The organism is Acinetobacter sp. YH01006 (assembly GCF_013420445.1).
Lineage (GTDB): Bacteria > Pseudomonadota > Gammaproteobacteria > Pseudomonadales > Moraxellaceae > Acinetobacter > Acinetobacter pseudolwoffii.
On the sequence record NZ_VOYB01000009.1, the window covers coordinates 62,501 to 85,817 of the forward strand.

General features: G+C 44.6%; 17 protein-coding genes and 1 pseudogene. 9 read left to right on the forward strand and 9 right to left on the reverse strand.

From position 1 onward, the window contains the following. Positions 1-11: 11 nt before the first annotated feature. A complete protein-coding gene (locus FTT73_RS09465; RefSeq protein ID WP_218955697.1) occupies positions 12-635 on the reverse strand; it encodes a hypothetical protein in 624 nt (207 codons plus the stop codon). 616 nt (positions 636-1,251) lie between these two features. Here FTT73_RS09465 and FTT73_RS09470 point away from each other — a divergent pair. Beyond that, complete coding sequence (locus tag FTT73_RS09470; protein WP_180191351.1) at positions 1,252-2,289, forward strand: metallophosphoesterase; 1,038 nt, start codon at positions 1,252-1,254, stop codon at positions 2,287-2,289. A gap of 88 nt (positions 2,290-2,377) precedes the next feature. Here FTT73_RS09470 and FTT73_RS09475 read toward each other — a convergent pair whose 3' ends face one another. Then, positions 2,378-2,800, reverse strand: coding sequence for an OsmC family protein (locus FTT73_RS09475; RefSeq protein ID WP_005171632.1), 423 nt, complete (start codon positions 2,798-2,800; stop codon positions 2,378-2,380). A gap of 147 nt (positions 2,801-2,947) precedes the next feature. Here FTT73_RS09475 and crp point away from each other — a divergent pair, with 147 nt between their 5' ends. From crp to FTT73_RS09495, 4 genes are all read left to right on the forward strand, one after another. Next, positions 2,948-3,655, forward strand: a complete 708-nt coding sequence (gene crp, locus FTT73_RS09480) for a cAMP-activated global transcriptional regulator CRP (protein ID WP_005171629.1) — start codon at positions 2,948-2,950, stop codon at positions 3,653-3,655. A 191-nt stretch (positions 3,656-3,846) separates the two neighbouring features. Beyond that, positions 3,847-4,896 (forward strand): NADP(H)-dependent aldo-keto reductase, encoded by a 1,050-nt coding sequence (locus FTT73_RS09485; protein ID WP_159515913.1) that lies wholly within the window; start codon positions 3,847-3,849, stop codon positions 4,894-4,896. 578 nt (positions 4,897-5,474) lie between these two features. Further along, positions 5,475-8,054, forward strand: coding sequence for an ATP-dependent chaperone ClpB (gene clpB, locus FTT73_RS09490; RefSeq protein ID WP_180191352.1), 2,580 nt, complete (start codon positions 5,475-5,477; stop codon positions 8,052-8,054). A gap of 228 nt (positions 8,055-8,282) precedes the next feature. After that, positions 8,283-9,566: a DUF945 family protein gene (locus FTT73_RS09495; protein WP_074382984.1), complete on the forward strand. Its 1,284-nt coding sequence runs from the start codon at positions 8,283-8,285 to the stop codon at positions 9,564-9,566. A gap of 90 nt (positions 9,567-9,656) precedes the next feature. On the opposite strand, the gene rlmKL is transcribed toward FTT73_RS09495, so the two are convergent. Then, complete coding sequence (gene rlmKL, locus FTT73_RS09500) at positions 9,657-11,861, reverse strand: bifunctional 23S rRNA (guanine(2069)-N(7))-methyltransferase RlmK/23S rRNA (guanine(2445)-N(2))-methyltransferase RlmL (RefSeq protein WP_005096529.1); 2,205 nt, start codon at positions 11,859-11,861, stop codon at positions 9,657-9,659. A gap of 232 nt (positions 11,862-12,093) precedes the next feature. Here rlmKL and FTT73_RS09505 point away from each other — a divergent pair, with 232 nt between their 5' ends. The 4 genes from FTT73_RS09505 (at position 12,094) to FTT73_RS09520 (ending at position 16,600) form a co-directional block, all read left to right on the forward strand. After that, on the forward strand, positions 12,094-12,438 hold the full coding sequence (locus FTT73_RS09505) for a hypothetical protein (RefSeq protein WP_159137940.1): 345 nt from the start codon (positions 12,094-12,096) through the stop codon (positions 12,436-12,438). Between the two features lie 222 nt (positions 12,439-12,660). Further along, positions 12,661-13,677, forward strand: coding sequence for an aspartate carbamoyltransferase catalytic subunit (locus tag FTT73_RS09510; RefSeq protein WP_100355094.1), 1,017 nt, complete (start codon positions 12,661-12,663; stop codon positions 13,675-13,677). 10 nt (positions 13,678-13,687) lie between these two features. Next, positions 13,688-14,923 (forward strand): dihydroorotase, encoded by a 1,236-nt coding sequence (locus FTT73_RS09515; protein WP_180077315.1) that lies wholly within the window; start codon positions 13,688-13,690, stop codon positions 14,921-14,923. 192 nt (positions 14,924-15,115) lie between these two features. Next, positions 15,116-16,600, forward strand: coding sequence for an OmpA family protein (locus tag FTT73_RS09520; protein WP_180077317.1), 1,485 nt, complete (start codon positions 15,116-15,118; stop codon positions 16,598-16,600). Between the two features lie 55 nt (positions 16,601-16,655). Here the strand turns inward: FTT73_RS09520 and FTT73_RS09525 are convergent. The 6 genes and pseudogenes from FTT73_RS09525 to FTT73_RS09550 all read right to left on the reverse strand — a co-directional run bounded on the left by FTT73_RS09525 (position 16,656) and on the right by FTT73_RS09550 (position 23,310). After that, positions 16,656-18,067: pseudogene (locus FTT73_RS09525) on the reverse strand (short-chain fatty acid transporter). A 96-nt stretch (positions 18,068-18,163) separates the two neighbouring features. Next, positions 18,164-18,802: a CoA transferase subunit B gene (locus FTT73_RS09530; RefSeq protein WP_180077319.1), complete on the reverse strand. Its 639-nt coding sequence runs from the start codon at positions 18,800-18,802 to the stop codon at positions 18,164-18,166. 2 nt (positions 18,803-18,804) lie between these two features. After that, positions 18,805-19,509, reverse strand: coding sequence for a CoA transferase subunit A (locus FTT73_RS09535; RefSeq protein WP_180077321.1), 705 nt, complete (start codon positions 19,507-19,509; stop codon positions 18,805-18,807). A 93-nt stretch (positions 19,510-19,602) separates the two neighbouring features. Continuing rightward, positions 19,603-20,505, reverse strand: coding sequence for a hydroxymethylglutaryl-CoA lyase (locus FTT73_RS09540; RefSeq protein ID WP_180077323.1), 903 nt, complete (start codon positions 20,503-20,505; stop codon positions 19,603-19,605). Next, on the reverse strand, positions 20,502-22,496 hold the full coding sequence (locus tag FTT73_RS09545) for an acetyl/propionyl/methylcrotonyl-CoA carboxylase subunit alpha (protein WP_180191353.1): 1,995 nt from the start codon (positions 22,494-22,496) through the stop codon (positions 20,502-20,504). The genes FTT73_RS09540 and FTT73_RS09545 overlap by 4 nt, the downstream gene beginning before the upstream one ends. Before the next feature lie 19 nt (positions 22,497-22,515). Next, entirely contained in the window at positions 22,516-23,310 is a 795-nt protein-coding gene (locus FTT73_RS09550) for an enoyl-CoA hydratase/isomerase family protein (RefSeq protein WP_005096542.1), read from the reverse strand. Positions 23,311-23,317 lie beyond the last annotated feature (7 nt).

Genomic DNA, 23,317 nt, shown 5'->3' on the forward strand with positions numbered 1-23,317 from the left:
TTGAGGGGTATTTACCTAAATTCTCCAACTATAATTCTTGAATTTAACCCCTTAAATGCTGCAATATTTTCCGGACTGGACCGAGTAATAATTGTTATATCGATTAACTCACAGGATTCTATGGTACAACTATCTAAACCAATAACGCCTGTCAAAAAGGTATCTTCTGGAACCATAATTATATCCCCGCAATTTATAAAGCCTGAGTTACTATAGGTTCCTCCAAGCATTGCAATAGTTCCAGGTCCAACAATTTTACAACGCCTAAAATGTTTAAACTTATGAATTTGATTTAAGGGTAATTGCAAATCCGAGAGTTTAATAATTTTGTCCTCAAAAGTATTCATAAGCGGATTTATAGTTGAAATAGGCGAAGACAACAAGGCCAAGTATTTTGCGTTAGCAGCCTGCTTGCGAGAAATGTTTATTAAGCAAAAAACTGAAGATAAAATAAGAGTGGAAAATATCCCTATTGTCAGCCAAACAAAAGGTGAGCTTCCTTTAAATAGCTCAGATGCTTTTGCAAGTAAAGCCGCTGTAGTGCCACCAAAAAGAACAATGATAAATGTAACCAATCTCCAAAGCAGATCAGCCCAAGTTAAACCGCGATCAAAAAAACTAAAAAATTTATTCACTGCTAATCTCCAATTTACCCAAACCCCACCCAGACTCTCGCCTAAAAATCCCTCCATTCTTTATCATGTGCTCTATGTAAAAGTAGGTCCATGTTTTCATTTTTATCTCTCACGCTTTTTATTTCAAAATAGATGATATAATCTACTTACACAAGGATTCAAAGACTTGTGGATAAAGTCACGTTTAGACCAAGATTTTCCCATATTAAAATAAGCTATTGTTTTTGCTATAAAGATACTACGTTGACATCGTAGAGGTCTCCAGTTCGAGTCTGGATATACCTACCAAGATTCAAAAAAGCCCATTCAAAGAATGGGCTTTTTTATGACTTAATTTTAATGTAATAAATTTAATTGTTTCATAAAGTCCAGCCTGCCCTCAAAAATACAAAAAATAGCAGGACTAAACTCTTAAAGCATATAAGGATTATGTCTGGTATTTTTTAGGTCATTTTAAAATCAAGATAAAATATATTTTATAAAAAATCTTTATTTAAACCTGACATATTTTAACTGAACTATTTAAAGTATCTAGTGTTCTGTATTCCGATCTAAAAAAATTTAAAGCATACTCCAAGGATGTTCATCTGGCTTCATTTTAACTCAGGATGCATAAGTGAAATATTCATTTATACAACAGGCTTTCACTGGCCCCGTGGATATCGTTGGGGATATTCATGGCGAGATTGCAGCACTGGAACAACTGATTCATGTGTTGGGTTATGACCGACACGGTCGTCATCCTGAGCAGCGTAAACTGATTTTTGTTGGTGATCTGTGTGATCGGGGGCAAGACAGTGTTGCGGTGATTAAACGGGTCAAACAACTGGTAGATGAAGGCTATGCACAATGTGTGATGGGTAATCATGAATTGAACCTGTTGACCGATACTTTTCGGGAAGGCAATGGCTGGTTTTTTGGTTCACCGCATCAGGATGATCTGAAACCTTTTGACTCCATACAGGCTTCAGCCACAGACCATAAGTGGATTCTGGATTTTTTAAATCGCTTGCCGGTGGCGCTCGAGTCTGAGCAGCTGCGTGTGGTACATGCCTGCTGGCATCAGCAATCCATTGATCGATTACGTGATTCTCATTTCAATTCGCTCAGAGAAGCCTATGCTAAATTCGTTGAGCATACAGCGCTGGATTTGCAAGCCTTAGGTATTAATGAATTAATACAGAATGAACAGCAACAATACCAACACCAGTTCAAAGACCCAGCTGCAACTTTACCTTTATTGCAACACCTCGCAGAAAAAGAGCTGCGTGAGCAGATGCATAATCCAATTCGGGTCATCACTTCAGGTGCAGAACAGATCGCGGTGCAACCCATTTACGCCGGTGGCCGATGGCGCATGATCGATCGTTTGCCATGGTGGGACAGCTATACCGATCAAATTCCAGTGATTACTGGGCATTATTGGCGAAACTTTAAAACTACTGAAGAAAAGGCCGGACTATTTAAATCGATCGATGCATTGCAATGGTATGGACAGCAACAAAATGTATTTTGTGTGGATTATTCAGTGGGTAAACGATATCTCGATCGTCAGCAGCAAGTGGCATTTCGTCACCGGCTGGGCGCTTTAAGATTTCCAGACAATATTCTGATCTTTGAAGATAGCACCCATTACCTGGTTCAAGGGACTTAATCAGATAGAGTCTTCAGAAGTTTTGCTCGGCAATTTGTTGGTATAAAAAAGCAGCCATTCAGGCTGCTATTTTTAGAAGATTGCAAGTTTATTCTGCTTCGATAATTTCATAATCATGGGTAATTTCAACGCCGCCATCCGAAAGCATTTTGCTGGCAGAGCAATACTTTTCTGCAGAAAGTTCTACGGCTTTTGCCACCTGTTTCTCTTTAATGGCTTTGCCTGTCACGACAAAATGTAAGTGAATTTTCGTGAAAACTGCCGGAATTGTATCCGCACGTTCAGCCTTTAACTCACAACGTACATCGCTAATATCCTGACGGGCTTTCTTCAAAATGGTCACAATATCAAAAGATGCACAGCCACCCAGACCGGTTAAAAGGAGTTCCATTGGACGGGGACCACGGTTTTCACCGCCATATTCCGCTGAACCATCCATAATGATGGTATGACCACTTTGAGTTTTTGCTTCAAAAGCAACATTCTCTAACCAATGAACGCTTGTTTGCATTGCAACTACCTAAAAAAAGCTATAAATTTGTCAAGTAACTGTACACTAACATAAATTGGGTTGATACGGAATTTCAATCCCACTGTGTGACAAGTTCACATTAGGTCTTGTGCGATCTATACATTATCCATATTCGGAACCGTAAGCATGACTTCAAACTTTTCACAATTGAGCACAGATGCGCTTTCTCCGGGGCAATTACCAGAATCCGTGAAAGCACTGTTAAAACGTGCATATATTAATCGTTATCCAAAACGTACTACGATCATTGATGCAGGATCAGAATCTAAATCTTTGTATTTGATTTTGAAGGGGTCTGTATCCATCATTCTTCGTGAAGATGATGATCGTGAGATTGTCGTGGCATATTTAAATCCAGGTGACTTTTTTGGGGAAATGGGTTTATTTGAGGTAAATCCACAACGTACTGCAGAAGTTCGTACACGTGATGTGTGTGAAATTGCTGAAATCACCTATGAAAATTTTCATGAAATCAGCAAGCAATATCCTGATCTGAGCTATGCGGTATTTGCTCAGCTGGTACGCCGTCTGAAAAATACCACACGTAAAGTGACTGATCTGGCATTCATTGATGTTTCAGGCCGTATTGCACGTTGCCTGATCGACTTGTCTTCTCAGCCTGAGGCGATGATTTTACCAAATGGCCGTCAGATTCGTATTACCCGTCAGGAAATTGGCCGTATTGTCGGTTGTTCCCGCGAAATGGTCGGCCGTGTACTGAAGACACTTGAAGAACAGGGTATGATTGAAACTGATGGTAAAGCCATTCTGATTTTCGATGTTTCTCTGGAGGAGCCAGAAACGGTCAGTGCCGGTGAGCTCGAAGACGAATAAGTCAAAAATAAAAAAAAGCAAATCTTCTGATTTGCTTTTTTTATCCCTACTTTAAAAGCACAAATTCATTCGAACATAACAATTTGGCACAAGCTTTTTAGAAAAGATAATTTAAGTCCCCTTATCATTCCGATAGGCTATAGCGCATGTGATCGCAATAAACGACCGATAAATTTTAAGGATATTTTTTTATGCAGTTCAGACCATTGGCAGATACAGGCATTCTTTTGCCGGAAATTTGTTTGGGCACCATGACATTTGGTGAGCAAAACACACAGGAAGAGGCTTTTCAGCAACTGGATTATGCTTTGGATCAGGGACTGTATTTCTGGGATACTGCTGAAATGTACCCGGTACCGCCAAAACCTGAAACGCAAGGTGCAACCGAGCGTATGATTGGTAACTGGATTGCCTCTCGCGGTGGCCGTGACCAACTTTTTCTGGCCTCAAAAATTGCCGGTCCTTCACAAGGCGGCAGTCATATCCGGGATGGCAGAACCCGTTTCGTTGCAGATGAAATTGCATCAGCGATTGACCAGTCCTTGGCACGTCTGCAAACCGATTATATCGATTTATATCAGCTGCACTGGCCGCAACGTCCAACCAATTTCTTTGGCAAGCTGGGCTATGGTAATGTAGAAGCGGCAGAAGATCGTGCAGTAACAGGTCTGGAAGAAACCTTAACCGCTTTACATCAAGAGATTCAAAAAGGCCGCATTCGTTATATCGGCCTGTCCAATGAAACCCCATGGGGCACCATGAAATTTTTACATCTGGCTGAAAAACTTGGTTTATCTAAGTTTGTCAGTGTGCAAAATCCCTATAGCTTATTGAATCGTACTTATGAAATGGGCATGTCAGAAATTGCCAAATACGAAGGTGTAGGCCTGTTGGCTTATTCACCTTTGGCATTCGGTTATCTGACCGGTAAATTCCGTCATGGTGCGCGTCCTGCCAATGCTCGGGTTACTTTATATTCGCGCTTTAGCCGCTATAGCAATCCGGAAAGTGAATGGGCGACCGAACAATATGCACAACTGGCCGAGCAGCATGGTCTGACTTTGACGCAATTGGCTTTGGCCTTTATCAAACAGCAGTTCTTTGTAACCAGTACTATTATTGGGGCCACCAATCTGGATCAGTTAAAAGAAAATATTCAGGCCTTTGAAATCGATTTATCTGAAGACGTACTGAAAGGTATTGAAGCGATTCACTGTCAGCAGCCAAATCCGGCTCCATAATTTTTATCGTTATTTAGACGCACCCTTGATTGAGGGTGTTTTTTTATTGTTGATTACACGCTTATTTTAATGAAAAAGAGTATGGGAAAGGATCGTCAAATCCGCATAATTAAAACATCATCCATAAAAGATGCTCTTATAAAAATGAATCATGAAACTACTTTGTCCCAAACAAAAGTATGAGCGAAAGCCATACGGAAGTTGCTGAACTAATTTTTCTTTATCAGTGATAAGGCCATTAATCACCTCGAGTATTGATTCAAACTGAACAGAAACTCTCTGAAGTTCTTCATTTGGTAGAAGGGTTAGGACAGCATATGTAAGCCAATTTTGTTTTAAATTATCCCGATACAACTAAATAGCTTAATCAAGATGATGAGTTAGCGCTAGTCTTGGGGTCTCATTAAAAATTCTCTTTCGCTTACTTGAAATATGATTTGACTACACCAATATTATAATTGAAATCTGTATATTTTTTGATAATAAGTTTTTGAAAAATATACAAAAATAATTTGAAATCTGATTAATCGCACCCATATATCCATCAAGTAGAAAATTTGTTGTGAGGAATAACAAAAATGCGTTTTGAGAAATTTACCAATCGCCTGCAGCAAACCCTTTCCGATGCACAATCATTGGCCATGACTAAAGACCATAGCTCGATTGATGGGATTCATATTCTGGCCACCTTGATGGATGAAGCATCCAATGTCAGCTTGCTGCAGCAGGCCGGCGCCAATCTGCGTGAATTGCAAACCAAGCTGCAAACGGCCCTAAGTAATGCAGCAACCCTGAGCAATCCCTCCGCGGATATCAATCTCAGCCCTGAAGCGGCAAAAGTATTACATTTGGCAGACAGCTTCGCGCAAAAAGCCGGAGATGAGTTTCTATCTACAGATTGGGTACTGTTGGCGCTGGCAGAAACAGGTAACACAAAAACCTTATTAAACAGTGTTGGCCTAAAGGCAGAAACCTTAGGCCAGATCATTAATCAATTTCGAGGCGATGAAAAAGTCATGAGCAATAATCATGAAGATCAGCGTGATTCACTGAATAAGTACACCATTGATTTAACTGAACGTGCTTTGGCAGGCAAGCTTGATCCTGTGATTGGCCGTGATGATGAAATCCGCCGTACCATTCAGGTTCTGTCACGCCGCACCAAAAATAACCCGGTACTGATTGGTGAGCCGGGTGTGGGTAAAACGGCAATCGTCGAAGGTCTGGCACAGCGGATTATTAATGGTGAAGTACCTGAAGGACTGAAAGGTAAACGTGTTTTATCGCTGGACCTGGGATCTTTACTGGCCGGTGCCAAATACCGTGGTGAGTTTGAAGAACGCTTAAAAGCCGTTCTGAAAGATATTGCCAAACACGAAGGCGAAATCATCTTATTCATCGATGAGCTGCATACCTTGGTGGGTGCCGGTAAGGGTGATGGTGCGATGGACGCCGGTAACATGCTGAAACCGGCGCTGGCACGTGGCGAGCTGCGCTGTGTCGGTGCGACTACGCTGGATGAATATCGTCAGTATATTGAAAAAGATGCAGCGCTCGAGCGTCGTTTCCAGAAAGTCTTGGTGGATGAACCGAGTGTGGAAGACACCATTGCGATTCTGCGTGGTCTGAAAGACCGCTATGCAACGCATCACGGGGTACAGATTCTGGACTCTGCGATTATTGCTGCAGCGAAAATGTCACATCGTTATATCACCGATCGCCAGTTGCCGGATAAAGCCATCGACCTGATTGATGAAGCAGCATCACGCATTAAAATGGAACTCGATTCCAAACCAGAAGCTTTGGATAAACTGGAACGCCGTCTGATTCAGTTAAAAATGCAGCTGGAAGCGGTGAAAAAAGATGAAGACTCAGGTGCCAAAGCTGAGATTCAATATCTGTCTGACCAGATCGCCACGGTTGAAAAAGAATATCAGGACCTAGAAGAAATCTGGCGTGCCGACAAGGCGCTGGTCGAAGGCAATAAGGATGTACAGATCAAACTGGATCAGGCCCGTATTGCACTGGACAAGGCACAACGTGAAGGTGATCTGGCTGAAGCTGCACGTTATCAGTATGGCGTCATTCCAGAGTTACAAAAACAGTTGGAACGTATTGAAGCTGCTGAAGAAAGTGAAGCACCGAAACTGCTGCGTGACAAAGTCACCGACAATGAAATTGCCGAGGTGGTCAGTGCGGCCACCGGTATTCCTGTGGCGAAAATGTTGCAAGGTGAACGTGACAAACTGCTGCATATGGAAGAGTTCCTGCATAACCGTGTGGTGGGGCAAGAAGAAGCCGTGGTGGCAGTATCGAATGCGGTACGCCGTTCACGTGCAGGTCTGTCAGACCCGAACCGTCCAAGTGGCTCGTTCCTGTTCCTGGGTCCAACGGGTGTGGGTAAAACAGAATTGACCAAAGCATTAGCCAACTTCTTGTTTGATAGTGACGATGCCATGATTCGTATTGATATGTCTGAATTCATGGAAAAACATTCGGTGAGCCGTTTGGTCGGTGCGCCTCCGGGCTATGTGGGTTATGAAGAAGGCGGGGTGCTGACGGAAGCGGTACGTCGTAAACCCTATAGCGTGATCTTGTTCGATGAAGTCGAAAAAGCGCATCCGGATGTGTTTAACATCTTGCTACAGGTGCTGGATGATGGTCGTTTAACTGACTCGCAAGGCCGGGTAGTGGACTTTAAAAACAGCGTGATCGTTATGACGTCGAACCTGGGTTCGCAGGATGTGCGTGAACTGGGCGTTAATGCAACACGTGATGAAGTTCGTACAGTAGTGATGAATGCGGTCTCGGAACATTTCCGTCCGGAGTTTATTAACCGTATTGATGAACTGGTGGTCTTCCATGCGCTGGAAAAAGACCAGATTCGCGGTATTGCCGATATCCAGTTGAATCGCTTGCGTCAGCGCCTGGCAGAGCGTGATATGCGTCTGTCGGTAGATGACAGTGCTTTCGATCAGTTAATTGATGCCGGTTTCGATCCGCTGTATGGTGCGCGTCCGTTAAAACGTGCGATCCAGCAACGTATTGAAAATGGCCTGGCTCAAAAAATCCTTGCAGGGGAATTCCAGCCGGGTGATACGATTCTGGTCCAGGCCGAAGCGGGTGATTTAATCTTCGAGAAAATGAAAGTTAGCTAATATTGCCTGTCCTTTTAATTTTCAGAAAACCTAGCTTCGGCTAGGTTTTTTAATGGCTGACAATTCAGGTCATATCAGTAAAAAAATTGCTTAAAAGTGACAGCTATTTTTAATATTTTGTGATGAATATTATGTTTAAGTGATTTATTTGCAAAACAATTATCTTTATTTTTTAAGATTAACTATAATTTATGTTCAATAAAAATAGATAAATTCTGAGCAAAAACTATGTCGAAAATAGTATGGGGTGGAATTGGTGTCGTGGTGTTGGCGGGGGCTGTGAGCACGGGTAATTTATATGCAGATAAGAGCTTGAAAGCGCATTATCAACAAAACTTAAAACCAGCGCCGAACATTAGTGTGCAATATACTGACTACGCTATGGGGGCTCTACAAGGCACGGCCAAGTGGAGCATGAGCATTGTGCCAGACGCGTGTAATGCCAAAGAAAAATTAGTATTTAATGGTCAAGACCAAATTCAGCGTACCTGGAAAGGCTATACCATTCATTCTCAACTCGATTTAGCACAAGGACAGGGCGCATATGCTGAATTTTTTCAGCAACCTTTAAAAGTGACGACGCAAGTCAACTGGTTGGGTGTATCGACCACACAATTACAAACCCCTGTCATCGAAAAAAAAGAAGCAGGTTTATATACCAGAATTGACCCTATACAGATCAAGTTTCAGGCAAAACAGAGTCAGGGACAACATAAAATTTTAAATATGAGTTTTGATGTGCCAGAATTGTCTATTCGTGATCAGTCTGGAAATACACAACTCAAGGGTGTGCATTTTAAAACCAATCAGGCTCTGAATGCGCAGTATTTAGAACCGGGTTATTTCGAGTTCAATATTGTCAAAATGCAGCGCCAGGATGCTAAGGCAGAAGGCTCAGGACAACTGAAAGACCTGAGCTGGCGTATGGATACCCAACTGCATGAGCGTACAGTAGATGTTCAATCAAAATTTAAAATTGCCGAAATGGGCTTAAATAATGTCCCTGCGATGCAAGACTTAGAACTCAATTGGGAGCTCAAAGACTTACAGCGTCAAAAAATGCAGATATTATTTGATATTCTGCAAAAGCAAAATAACTCTTGTCTGGAAGCAGGAAATTTTGAAAAAGATGCGATACAAGCCATGCTGGCGGTGATTAATGATGGCTTCAAGTTTGAATCGAAGCAGAATCAGTTAAAGTTAGGCACAGGCAGTATTCAGGCAGATTTAGTCGGAAAAGTAATGCCAGGCCATCAAACCACCTTGGAAAGCTTGGCAAAAATGTTCCCAAATCTGTTAGAAGTGCAAACCAATATCAGTTTCAATAAACAGGTAGTAAAAACCTTCACTCATCATTATATGCGTGCCGCAGGTAAAAATATGTCCGATCAAGAGCTGGAGCAAATGCTGAGTGCGATGCAAGCTAATCAGCAAATTCAGCGAGATGGTGATGTGTTTAAACTATCCATGCATTATCTGTATGGTGAAAAGAAGTTCTTAACTGCACAATAAGTTGTAAGTCGCTTTTTAACAGCGAATCTAAGAAGAAAAAGCCTGTTCAACTGAACAGGCTTTTGTTTTATCACAATCTAATACCAGTGATTACACTTTAGGATGGCCGATTTTCCAGGCACGGTGAATCTTCTGGTTACGCTTGAAATCAGGCCCAATGGTTTCTTGAGTAATTTCTTCGACATCATAGAACGCCAGAATTTCTTCATCCATCTCGAAACCACGATAGTTGTTCGAGAAGTACAGGGTACCATCGCTGGTTAAACGGTTCATGGCGCGTTTAAGCAAGGATAGATGGTCGCGCTGTACGTCAAACGTCCCGTAGAATTTTTTCGAGTTTGAGAAAGTGGGTGGATCAATAAAGATCAGCTCATATTGCTCATGACCTTCTTTGAGCCATTCAAAACAGTCAGATGCAAAGAACTGATGTTGTTCATCGGCGTGATCTACGGTTAAACCGTTCAGCACGAAGTTTTCCTTCGACCAGTTCAAATAGGTATTGGAAAGATCGACACTGGTGGTACTTGCAGCACCACCCAAGGCAGCATGTAGGCTCGCCGTAGAGGTATAGCTGTAGAGGTTCAGGAAGTGTTTGCCTTTGGCCTCACGGGCAATACGCAAACGCATTTGACGATGATCCAGGAACAGACCGGTATCCAGATAATCGGTCAGGTTAACCAGAATCTTGGCCTTACCTTCCTGTACGATAAAACGCTTCGATGCGGTACTTTGTTTGGTGTACTGGTTTTTACCTTCCTGACGTGCGCGGGTCTTGATAAAGATCGCATCACGGCCCAGACCGGTCACAGCGCGAATGGCTTGCAGTGCCAGGTTAAAGCGTTTCTTGGCTTTTTCAGGGTCAATCGTTTTAGGTGGAGCATATTCTTGCACATGCAGGCGCTCACCATACAGATCCACCGCGACATTAAAGTCTGGTAAATCGGCATCATACAGACGTAAACAGTGTACGCCTTCTTTGACTGCCCATTTTTTCAGGGCTTGCATATTTTTGGTCAGACGGTTGGCAAACTCCATCGCACCTTCGATTGGTTCGAATTGTTGCGGCTGCCAACCTTCCAGAAACGGACGCACCACAGCCGCAGGTTTAACCGTACCAAAGCGGATATAGATCGGCAATTTACCATTCATCAAACGCAGGATTTGCGGATCATTAAAGGCCAGCACGTCAGCCTGTTCGACTTGAGAGGCAATCACCGCCGCTTTTTGATTCGGGAAATTCTTTTGCAGTAAAGCCGATAAACCAAGATATAAAGAACGGTTCTGCGCTTTATCACCGAGACGCTCACCATAAGGCGGGTTGGTTACGAAGAAGACTTTCTTGCCTTCAGCCTGAAAATCCGGCCAGTCATTTAAAGTACGCTCTTCGATCATGATATTGTCGAGAGCAGCTTCAAAACCTGCCGCGATGATATTTTGACGTGTCGCTTTTACAGCTTCCCAGTCTGCATCGAAGGCATAGAATTGCGGTAATGGATTTTCCATTGCCGCTTGGTGGCGTTCAGCTGCTTCAGCTTTAATGCCCATCCAGAGTTCATGGTCATGGCCATTCCAGCCATTAAAACCGAAACGACGCACCAGACCCGGCGCACGGTCGGTCAGGATCATCAGTGATTCAATGATAAAGGTACCTGAACCACACATTGGATCGACAATGATGTCCGGATTAATCTGTTTAAGCTGACCTTTTTGCAAAATTGCAGCAGCCAGATTTTCCTTGATTGGTGCATCGGTCATAAAGTGGCGATAACCACGTTTATGTAATGAGTCGCCGGACAAGTCCAGACAATAGGTATGTTCTTTCTTCCCAGCCAGAATATACATGGTAATTTCTGGCTGTTTGGTATCGATACTTGGGCGTTTACCCACAGCTTCCATGAAGGAATCTACGACACCATCTTTGGCACGCAAAGTTGCGAACTGGGTATTGACCTTGATGTCACGCTCGACATGCAAGCGAATGGCAAAGGTACTTTGTGGTGCAAAAATGAGCGACCAGTCAAAGCTGATTGCACCTTCATATAGCTCTTCTGCCACATCACGGGCATCGTGAGAAAATTCAATTTCATGGGTATGAATTGGCATGAGCACACGTGAAGCCAGACGTGACCACATACAAATCCGATAAGCATTTTCCAGACTGCCTTTAAAGATTAAACGACCGGGAAAACGCTCAATATTCTGAACACCTAAGCCTTGTAGTTCTTCTTCTAATAAGGTTTCCAGACCATCGGCACAGGTGACCCAATAATTGCTTAAACGTGGAGAGGTATTCATATAATAGAGAGACCAAAAAAGATAAATAAAAAACTGCGCCAAGTTTACCGTATTTTTATATTGAAAGCTTTTTAAATTCTCTGAAAGGCCTTGCCGTGTACGAGTGAAAAATAATATTCACATGATAAATTGATGAACTGGTACGTATTTTGCTCTATACACAGCAAATCAGGCAGTCAGTCGGAGGAGAGCGATGGCTGCCTGATTTTTCAATTTTATAATGGGGGTTAAAATGTTAGAGAATCAGTTACGCAACCATGACGCTTTTTCAGTGGCCACTTTAATTTATACACGTTTGAGACGTGTGTCAGGCCGGGTCGTGGATGCGCTTTATCTGGCAGAAAATCTGGACTATGCACGGCATGTGATTGAACTGGTAGAACAGACCCAAGATCCAGAGTTGCAGCGTTTAATCGAGCGTTTAAAACAGGTTTGGGATCTGCCTGTGGTTCGGCAGCAACAGTTTGAAAAATCTGCACATCTGCCACAGCAGGAGGTATTGGTCTCGGTTGAACCCGATCAGGACGATATCTACCGTGCACAGGTTGCACATCATTATATCGGTGCACTGCGTTAAACCTGAGATGGGTGTGAATGTGCCAGACTGAAGCCCCATAATTTTGTACTAAAAGTCAGCAGGATGGAAAAATGGTTAAATTATCTTATTGAAAAAATACATAGGAATTTCAATTTCTATTTTTATTATCGAGGTGGTTTTTGTACAAGTAGTCACATTGCCAACTACTCAGACTGGCCAATCTCTGTATAATATGTTGACTTAACGCATAAGGAATCTCTCATGCACTTGGCGGCATTGCATACACCGAGCCAGATTCAACTCAATAAAGAAGGTAATCTAAAACACTTCTTGACCATCGAAGGTCTTTCCAAAGAAACCCTGACAAAAATATTGGACACTGCGCAGTCCTTTTTTAATGACCAAAATCAGCTCATTACCAATAATTTGCTGGAAGGCAAAACGGTGATGAACCTGTTTTTTGAGAACTCTACCCGTACCCGCACTACTTTTGAAGCCGCTGCCAAGCGCCTTTCTGCCAACGTTCTGAATATCGATATTGCCCGTTCGAGTACCTCTAAAGGTGAAACCCTGCGTGACACCTTATGGAACCTTGAAGCGATGGCCGCCGATATTTTCGTGGTGCGTCATTCATCTTCAGGTGCGGCGCATTTTATTGCCAAAGATGTCTGTCCGACGGTGGCGATTATTAATGCCGGTGATGGCCGTCATGCCCATCCAACCCAGGCGATGCTGGACATGCTCACCATTCGCCGGGAAACCCATAAAAAATTTGAAGAGATGTCGATTGCCATTATTGGTGATATCAAACATTCACGTGTCGCGCGTTCAGATGTAGCTGCCTTGCAAACCTTAGGCTGCGAAGATATTCGGGTGATTGCACCAAATACCTTGCTGCCATACGGTTTTGAAGAATATGGTGATGGTGTTCGTCTATTTAATAACATGGAAGATGGCATCAAAGATTGCGACGTGATCATTACCCTGCGTATTCAAAATGAGCGGATTGATTCTCCGGCACTGGCATCGCAAGCTGAATTCTACAAGATGTATGGCCTGAACAAAGAACGTTTAGCGATGGCCAAACCGGATTGTATCGTGATGCATCCGGGTCCAATGAACCGTGGGGTGGAGATTGACTCCAGTATTGCCGATGGACCGCAGTCGGTGATTCTGAATCAGGTGACCAATGGTATTGCGGTACGTATGGCGGTATTGGCTTTGTCAATGCAGGGCCAGCTTCAGGAACAGGGTTTGATTGCAGCGATTGCGGGTTAAGGAATAAGTCATGACTATTGTAAAAATTGAAAATGTTCGTGTGCTCGATCCAATCCAAAACACTGATTCTGTTCAGACCGTGTATCTGGAAAATGGTAAGTTCGTTGCGGAAACGGCTGCTGTCTCTGAAACCATTGATGGTCAGGGCAAATGGTTGATGCCCACCATGGTCGATCTGTGTGCACGTTTACGTGAACCGGGTCAGCAGCAACATGGCACCTTAAAATCTGAAGGTAAAGCAGCACGTGAAAATGGGATTTTGCACGTGTTTACGCCACCAGATTCAAAGCCGATCGTGCAGGACAATGGCGCACTGATTCATGGTCTGGTTGAAAAAGCCATACTGGACGGTGGTATCTATCTTGAAGTGATTGGTGCTCAAACCCAAGGCTTGCAAGGCCAGCAACCTGCCAATATGGCCGGCTTGAAAAAAGGCGGATGTACTGCGGTGTCCAATGCCAGTGCGCCTTTTGCCAATGATGACGTGGTATTACGTACCCTGGAATATGCTGCAGGTTTAGATCTGACTGTGGTGTTCTATGCAGAAGAGCCGCAAATTGCCAAAGATGGCTGTGTGCATGAAGGCTTTATTGCCTCACGTCAGGGCTTGCCGATGATTCCAGCACTGGCGGAAACCGTGGCAATTGCCAAATACCTGTTAATGATTGAAGTGACTAAAGTTCGCGCGCATTTCGGTTTATTATCTTGTGGTGCGTCAGTAGAGCTAATCCGGATTGCCAAAGAAAAAGGCTTGCCTGTCACCTGTGATGTGGCCATGCACCAATTACATCTGACTGATGCCTTAATTGATGGTTTTAATTCGCTGGCACATGTACGTCCGCCACTGCGTGCTGAACAAGACAAAGAATTGCTACGCCAAGGAGTAAAATCTGGGGTGATTGATGCGATTTGTACCCATCATGAACCGCTGAGCAGCTCTGCGAAAATGGCGCCATTTGCTGAAACCCAGCCTGGCTTTAGCGCTTTTGATACTTATGTACCTTTTGGGATTCAACTGGTCAATGAAGGTTTGTTTACACCACTGGAATGGGTAGAAAAAGTGACTTTGGCTCCGGCACGTGTTGCACAAATGGCAGATCGCTGGACAAAAGAGGCGGGTTGGGTGCTGGTAGATCCAGAGCTAGAATGGACGCTGAACAAAGAAAGCATCGTGTCGCAAGGTAAAAATACACCGCTGATCAATCAAAAAGTGCGAGCTAAAGTTTTAAAAACGTTCCTCGCTTAATAGATCCAGCTTTTATAAAAGTCAGCTTCGGCTGGCTTTTTTTGTTTTTGAATTCTGTGTCAGTAAAATGAGTACTCAACAAAAACAGTGAAACTTTATGATATTCATACAATTATTTACATTTTCAAAAAACTGGCATCGTTACACTGATTGAATATTAAACATTAGAAAAATCAAAAGAATGGTGACAATATGAATGTAGATCTGATGGAACGCTTAAAAAGCGATGTTACAGCGATTGTGCTACAAGGCGAAACCGAACATCTATTTGCCAAAGATCAGGCACTGAGTCAGTTCTATCCCATATTCTTAAGTATATTGCGTGCACGTCCTGCATGGATTGAAAGTTTAAGCCAGCAACTCAATCCAAAAATCCATGAACTGTTTAATGGAAATTCGGCACTCAAGCAGCAGTTTCTGGATCAACTTGATCAGAGCGCACCACAAGATCAAATAGAGCAAACCCTGAATCGGGCCATTGTACCGACCCTCAATTTTTTACAGACCGAAGCCGGTGCTTCAAGTCCAGAAGCGATTAGTCATTTGCTGGAAACCCACGCCGAATCGATCCAGCGTGCATTACCTGTTTGGGCCGGATCAATTTTAGCGGCATTAGGTGTTTCTCCATTGGCAGGGCAGCATTTGAATCAGGCGCCTGAACTAGAACCAGAATATACTGTTGTGGTACAGCAACAGAAAAAAAGCGGTTTTTTATGGCCGTTTATTATTTTTCTGATTCTGGCAGCTTTAATCCTGTTTTTTGTTCGTAGCTGTATGCAGGATGATGCTGAGGATTCGGCAAACACCCAAACGACCCGTGAAATTGCCGCAGCCCAACCGGCTTCTTTACAGTTGAGTACCGGCACTAATGGTGAAATTATCAGTTGTCAGTTACAGCTGAATAATCCCCAATATATGCAAATTTTGCAAACCGAGATTAAACAGATCTTTAATTATAATATTGGTTGTGGGGCGCTCAGCAGTGAGGTTTATCATTCGGAATTTATTGATCAGGATAGCATTCCTTCCGTTTTGAAACTGATTCAAGGCATGCCAAATGTCTCACTGGACTGGATTGGTAATCAGGTTGCTATACGTGCAGCGAGTAATGCAGAAGCAGAACGTCTGGCAACACAAATTCGTAATCTGGCCAAAAATGTCACTGTTGTGGCTCAACAGCCGGTCAATAGGAGTGAGGCGATTCAGGCTGCCAATAGCGATGCAGAACAAGCATTGGCGAGTATCAAAACTGATCATGTTCAGGCCTTAGATGTTGCGACTGCACTGAATTTGCAGATTATTAATTTTGATAGCGCATCGACTGCCGTACCGGAAGTGAATAAATCGGTACTGGATCAGGCTGCCGCATTATTGCAGCGCGCACCGCATGTCATTCTTAAAGTCAAAGGACATACCGATGCACAGGGCAGTGAGGCCGAGAATAAAGTGCTGTCTGTGCAACGCGCGCAAGCAATTGTGGGCTATCTGATTGAAAAGGGGGTTGATCCTGCGCAATTGCAGGCTGTAGGCGTGGGAGAGGACCAGCCTGTTGAACCAAATGCAACATCTGCGGGACAGTTTCAGAACCGCCGCGTAGCTTTTGAAGTGGTTAATACTGAAACAGGTATTGTGCGTGAAGTGGATAGCGAGGGTGTTGTAGAAAAGAAAGCCAGCTGAAATAATTTTCCAGATGAAAAAGGACGAATGATTCGTCCTTTTTATATGGCTTAAATTAAGAAAAGACCGGTGGACTATAGGTCAAAGTTCGGCCGAGGAACCAGAGTAAAAACAGCACCAGCGGGATATGAAAAACCAGTTGGGTCACGGTAAAACCGATCACATCTTTGGCCTTTAACTTCAGGATGCCCAGCATCGGCAACATAAAGAAAGGATTGATCAGATTAGGTAAGGCTTCGGCAGCATTATAAATCTGCACTGACCAGCCCAGATGAACTTTCAGATCATGCGCAGCCTGCATTACATAAGGGGCTTCAATAATCCATTTACCTCCACCGGATGGAGTAAAGAAACCCAGAATCGCCGAGTATAAGCCCATCACGATGGCAAAGGTTTCCTGCGAGGCAATGGAAACAAAGAACTCGGCAATATAATGTGACAGCGACAGATTGGCCGGGTTTAGCGCATTGGTCATCATAAAGGCAATACTGCCATACAGCGGAAACTGGATCAGTACCCCTGAAATAGCCGGAACAGCCTTTGAAACTGCATTCAGAAAATTTCGTGGTGTACCGTGCAAGGCCACGCCCAAAATCAGGAAGATAAAGTTATAGGTATTTAAGCTGGAAATGGCCAGAATCGGATTACTTTTGGAAAATTCGTTAAACATCCAGACTGTACCTAGAATCACAATTAGAATGCTTAAAATGGGTGAATTTTCCAGCCAGTCACCCGGTCTTTTTTCAGCAGATATTTCCGGTTTTTCTTCTTCAATCTGAATCGGGAAGTGCTCAATGGTTTTAATGGCTGAACCTTTAGGTGCTGACCAGTAAGCAATTGAAGCCACAATCAGTACCGCCGTCATGATCATAGACTGCGGCAAGAAAATAGTCTCAGTAAACGGAATCACGCCCGTCAGATTATAAATTGGTTCAGGCAGACTGCTTTTATTGGCCTGTAACTGTGCAGCTGAAGAACTGATCCCCAGTGCCCAAGTCGCACCCATCCCGATAATCGCGGCAGCCGCAGCAGCGCGATAATCCATATTGAGTTCTTTACGCTGTGCCAGTGCAATCACTAGAAGTGCAGTCAGTACAGTACAGTACTCATGGCCCAGTTAATCAGGGAAATTGACAGGCTGACCGTGGCGACCAGGACAATCGCACCACGACCGGAATGCGGCAGGCGTGCCATTTTTTGAATCAGCAGCTGGACAGGCTTGGATACGGAAACCACATAACCGACCACGATCAGCATGCACATCTGCAAGGTAAAGGGGATCAGGCTCCAGAAGCCGTCTCCAAAGGAAATCGCGACATCCTGTGCCGGTGCACCAATTCCGATGGCGGCAATCGCCACAATGATGACGCCGAGTAGCGCAAAAATATAAGAATCCGGAAACTATTTTTCAGACCAGTCGCTGACGCGCATGGCGAAGCGCTGCAAAGTATTTTGTTGAGTTTGCATGATTAAAATCCATTTATTCTACGATTATTATTTTGAAATGAAACGGCTATATATAAAAAAGCCCTTAAGAATGAAGCATCTTAAGGGCTGGCTGGATCAGGCAGCGTTACGTAGTAGCGCTACCCCAGTGACTTTTTGAATCTCTTCAAAACTTACTTCTGGTGCCAGTTCAACCAATCGAATTCCATCAGGACTAACATCCAGTACACCGAGATCGGTAATAATCCGGTTCACCACCGCTTGACCAGTCAGCGGCAGGCTACACTGCTGTACAATCTTCGGTGTACCATCTTTGGCACAGTGTTCCATCAAGACCACGACTTTTTGTACACCCGCGACCAGATCCATGGCACCGCCCATGCCTTTGACCTTTTTGCCCGGAATCATCCAGTTGGCCAGATCACCAGTTTCAGACACTTCCATAGCACCCAGAATAGCAATATTGACATGACCGCCACGGATCATGGCAAAGGAGTCGGCACTTGAGAAAAATGAAGCACCTTTACGCGCGGTAACCGTCTGTTTACCGGCATTGATCAGGTCGGCATCGACTGTCTCCTCGGTTGGAAACTCGCCAATCCCCAGCAGGCCATTTTCAGACTGCAGCCAGACATTGATATTTTCCGGAATATAATTTGCGACTAGCGTCGGCAAGCCAATTCCTAAATTGACATAGAAACCATCTTCAAGCTCTTGTGCCGCGCGCTGCGCCATTTCATTACGTGTCCAAGCCATGATCAAGCCTCCGCCTTTAAGGTCATCTGTTCAATACGTTTTTCCGGTTGAGTATTCAGGACTATCCGGTTCACATAAATGCCCGGAAGATGGATGTCATCCGGATCCAGCGCACCGATCTCGACAATTTCTTCAACTTCAGCAATGGTAACTTTACCCGCCATGGCACAGACCGGATTAAAGTTCTGCGCAGTTTTGCGGAAAATCAGATTGCCGGCTTTATCGGCCTTATAGGCTTTAACCAAGGCGACATCGGCAGTTAAAGATTCTTCCAGAATGTAAGACTTGCCATTAAATTCACGGACATCCTTACCTTCAGCGATCACGGTTCCGACACCCGTCGCCGTATAGAAAGCCGGAATACCGGCACCGCCAGCACGTAATTTTTCTGCCAGTGTACCCTGTGGGGTCAGTTCAACTTCCAGTTCGCCATTTAAATATTGACGTTCAAATTCCTTGTTTTCACCGACATAAGATGAAATCATTTTTTTAATCTGTTTTGTTTCCAGCAAGAGTCCGAGACCGAAGCCGTCTACGCCGGCATTGTTGGAAATACAGGTTAGTTGCTTAGTACCTGTTTCTTTTAAAGCTGCGATCAAAGCTTCCGGGATACCGCATAAACCAAAACCACCAACGGCCAGAGTATGACCATCTTGCACCACATCCTTTAAGGCGGATTGAGCGCTGTCATAAACCTTGTTTGACATCTTGTCACCTCTATTATTGTTGTAGCAGACTTCAATCTGCTGCTTATATCCTTATGGCTTGCTTAAGGTCATTTTGCTCAAGCAAGTTTATTTTCAAGCACAGGCTTTTTGCCAATAGGCATTGGCATAATTGGATGGATTGTTGCGCTGCAAGACGTCACTGATATTACGGCTGGCCTGCATCAAGGCATCCAGCTGAATACCGGTTTCAAAGCCCATCTTGGAGAGCAGGTAATACAGGTCTTCAGTTGAAACATTGCCTGAAGCGCCTTTGGCATAAGGGCAGCCACCTAGGCCAGCAATGGATGAATCAAATACGCGAATGCCTTGCAGTAAAGACTGATAAATATTGGCGATGGCCATGCCATAGGTATTATGAAAATGTCCCGCCAGAACCTTGGTATCGATTTCAGCCAAGCAGGCCTCCCAGACATTTTTCACCCGATCCGGTGTTGCTGTACCAATGGTTTCACCCAATGACACTTCGTAGCAGCCCATCTCCAGCAAACGCTGGGTGACTTTGACCACCTGCTTCGGATCAATCGCACCTTCATAGGGGCAGTCCACCATGCAGGAGACATAACCACGTACCTTGATATCATGGGCTTGGGCAGCGGCCATGACATCGGCAAACTTTTCCAGGCTTTCATCAATCGAGCAGTTGATGTTTTTGCGGGTAAAGCTTTCAGACGCAGCGGTAAACACCGCCACTTCCTTGCAACCCACGGCCAAGGCAGATTCAAAACCTTTCAGGTTCGGCGTCAGCAAACTGAACTGAATCTTTGGGTCTTTGGGCAATCCGGCAAACAGCACATCGCTGTCGGCCATTTGCGGGACCCATTTCGCGGAAACGCAGGAGCCGACTTCAATCGCCTGTAAACCGGTTTTCATCAGGTCCAGAATCAGGTTTTTCCGGTCATCCATTGTCAGTGGTGTTTTTTCATTTTGCAGGCCATCGCGTGGCCCGACTTCGACAATTTTAACGAAATCCGTCATGCCACTTCCTCCGCCAGCGGCTGGAACTCGACCAGCTCATCACCGGCCTTGACCTGATCACCTTTCTGGAAATAGGAACTGGCGATGATGCCGTCATGTGGTGCACGAATCGAATATTCGATTTTCATGGCTTCCAGCGTCATCAGCACATCATCTTTCTTGACTTTGTCATTGGCTGCGACCAGCACCTGGGTAATGACACCTGGCATTGGTGCGATCAGATTATTTTCCGTGCCTTGCTCATCCTGATTATTAAAATCAGACTTCAGGTAATTGAACTTATAACTTTGACCATTCTGGAACAGGGTAATGCCTTGCTCAGTCTGGCTAAAAGCCAGCTTTTGCTGTTTGCCCGCCAGTTGTAACGCTAAAGTATGGGCCTCGACGAGTTTTCCTTGAATCTCAATCTGCTGACCGTTATAGCTGGCAACAAAACCTTGATCCTGGGTACTGAACTGAATTTTCAGGCTGATGCCATTGCGTTGTAATTGCACTGTATGGCTATTTTGCTGGTTTAGGCGCCAGAATGCTTTTTGCTGCCATACCGGATTGCTTGGAACGGGATTCTGTGCCTGACGTGACAGAAGTTCAATCAGTGCGGCACTAACTACCAGTTCGACACTGATATCCGCAGAAGGTTTGAGCAGAGATTCTTCTTCACGCTGAATCAGGCCAGTATCTAAATGTGCATTTTTAAAAGAGTCACACAGCACCAAGCGATCTAGAAAAGCGATATTGTTACCCAGACCATCGACATGGAACTGACCCAGTGCATGATGCATTTGGGTCAAGGCTGCTTCACGATTTTTACCCCAGACAATCAGTTTGGCAATCATCGGATCATAATAGGTGCTGATTTCATCGCCTTCGACAATGCCACTATCAACGCGGACATGGTCATTTTGCTCCGGATAATGCAGGTAGCTGATCTGACCAATCGCAGGAATAAAGCCTTTTTCCGGTTCTTCGGCATAAACACGGGCTTCGAGTGCATGTCCATGAATCTGCAATTCATGCTGCTGCTTCGGTAAAGGTTCACCAAAGGCCACGCGCAGTTGCCATTCCACCAGATCCTGTCCGGTAATCATTTCAGTGACAGGATGTTCAACCTGAAGACGGGTGTTCATTTCCATGAAGTAAGCTGTGCCGTCTTGCTCCACGATAAACTCGACTGTACCGGCACCGACATAATTTACTGCACGCGCAGCATCGATTGCCGCCTGACGCATCGCCTCCAGTTTGTCTTCCGGCATTTTCGGTGCAGGCGCTTCTTCCAACACTTTCTGATGGCGACGCTGTACCGAGCAATCGCGTTCGAACAGATGCACATAATTGCCATGCGTATCACCAAACACCTGCACTTCAATATGACGTGGCTGAATTACATAGCGTTCAATCAGAACGTCTTCATTGCCAAAACTTGAACGTGCTTCGCTTTTACATGAAGCCAGTGAACTCAGGAAATCTTCGCTGCGTTCCACTAGACGCATGCCTTTACCGCCACCGCCAGCACTGGCCTTGATCAGTACCGGATAGCCAATGCTGTCGGCCTGCTGTTTCAGAAAGTCGGCATCCTGATTGCTACCGTGATAGCCCGGGGTTAAAGGCACACCAGCTTTTTCCATCAACGCTTTAGAGGTGGCTTTGAGACCCATCGCCAAAATGGCATCGACAGGCGGGCCAATAAAGACAATATTATTGTCCTGACAGGCCAGGGCAAACTGGTCATTTTCCGACAAAAAGCCATAACCTGGGTGAATTGCTTGCGCACCGGTGTTTTTGGCCGCCTGAATAATACGTTCGATCTGTAAATAGCTTTGTGCTGCTGGAGATTCACCAATATAGATCGCTTCATCCGCCAGTTTGACATGCTGTGCCTGTGCATCGGCATCGGAGTATACGGCAACGGTGGCAATACCGAGTTTTTTTGCTGTACGAATCACACGGCAGGCAATTTCACCACGGTTGGCAATTAAAATCTTTTCAAACATCGTAGCATCCTTCTTGTTGTTATGCCGTGGTCTTGATCCAGGCCGGGCTTTGTTTGTTTAAAAATGCATTTAGTCCATTTTTCGCCTCATCTCCCTGGCGAATATAGGCAATATGCTGTGCAGTCTTGAGCAGTAAATCTTCGGTCAAAACCTGTTGGTCGACCAGTTGAATCAGTTGTTTTGAGGAATTTTGTGCAGCAGGGCCACCGAGTAACAGGGCTTCAACAATTTCATCAATTTTGCTGTCGAGCTGTTCCGGTGGAGTGACTTCATGCGCCAGTCCAATGGTTTTGGCCTGTTCCGCAGAAATTCGCTCGGCAGTCAGGAAGTAACGTGAAGCCTGACGCGCACCAATCGCACGAATCACATACGGGCTGATGGTCGAAGGCGCCAGACCTAGGCGTACTTCCGACGTCGCAAACTTGGCATCGGTACTGGCCACGCAAATATCACAAGCTGATGCCAGACCCATACCACCGCCAAAAGCAATGCCATGCACCCGGGCGATGGTTGGCTGCTTTAAAGTCGCTAGGCTTTGCAGCATTTTCGCCAGTTTTAATGCATCTGCTTCGTTGTCTGCTTGAGAAGCCTGACCGGCCTGTTTCATCCAGTTCAGATCGGCACCAGCCGAAAAGCTTTTGCCGCGCCCTGCCAGAATCACCACACGTACATCATCACGGCTATTTAAAGATTGGAAGCAGCGATACAATTCTTCAATGACCTGAGTATTAAAGGCATTGTGCAGTTCAGCGCGATTAATCCAGACAGTTGCCACTTGATTTTGCTGTTCGAGCTGTAAAAATTGATATGTCATTTTTTTC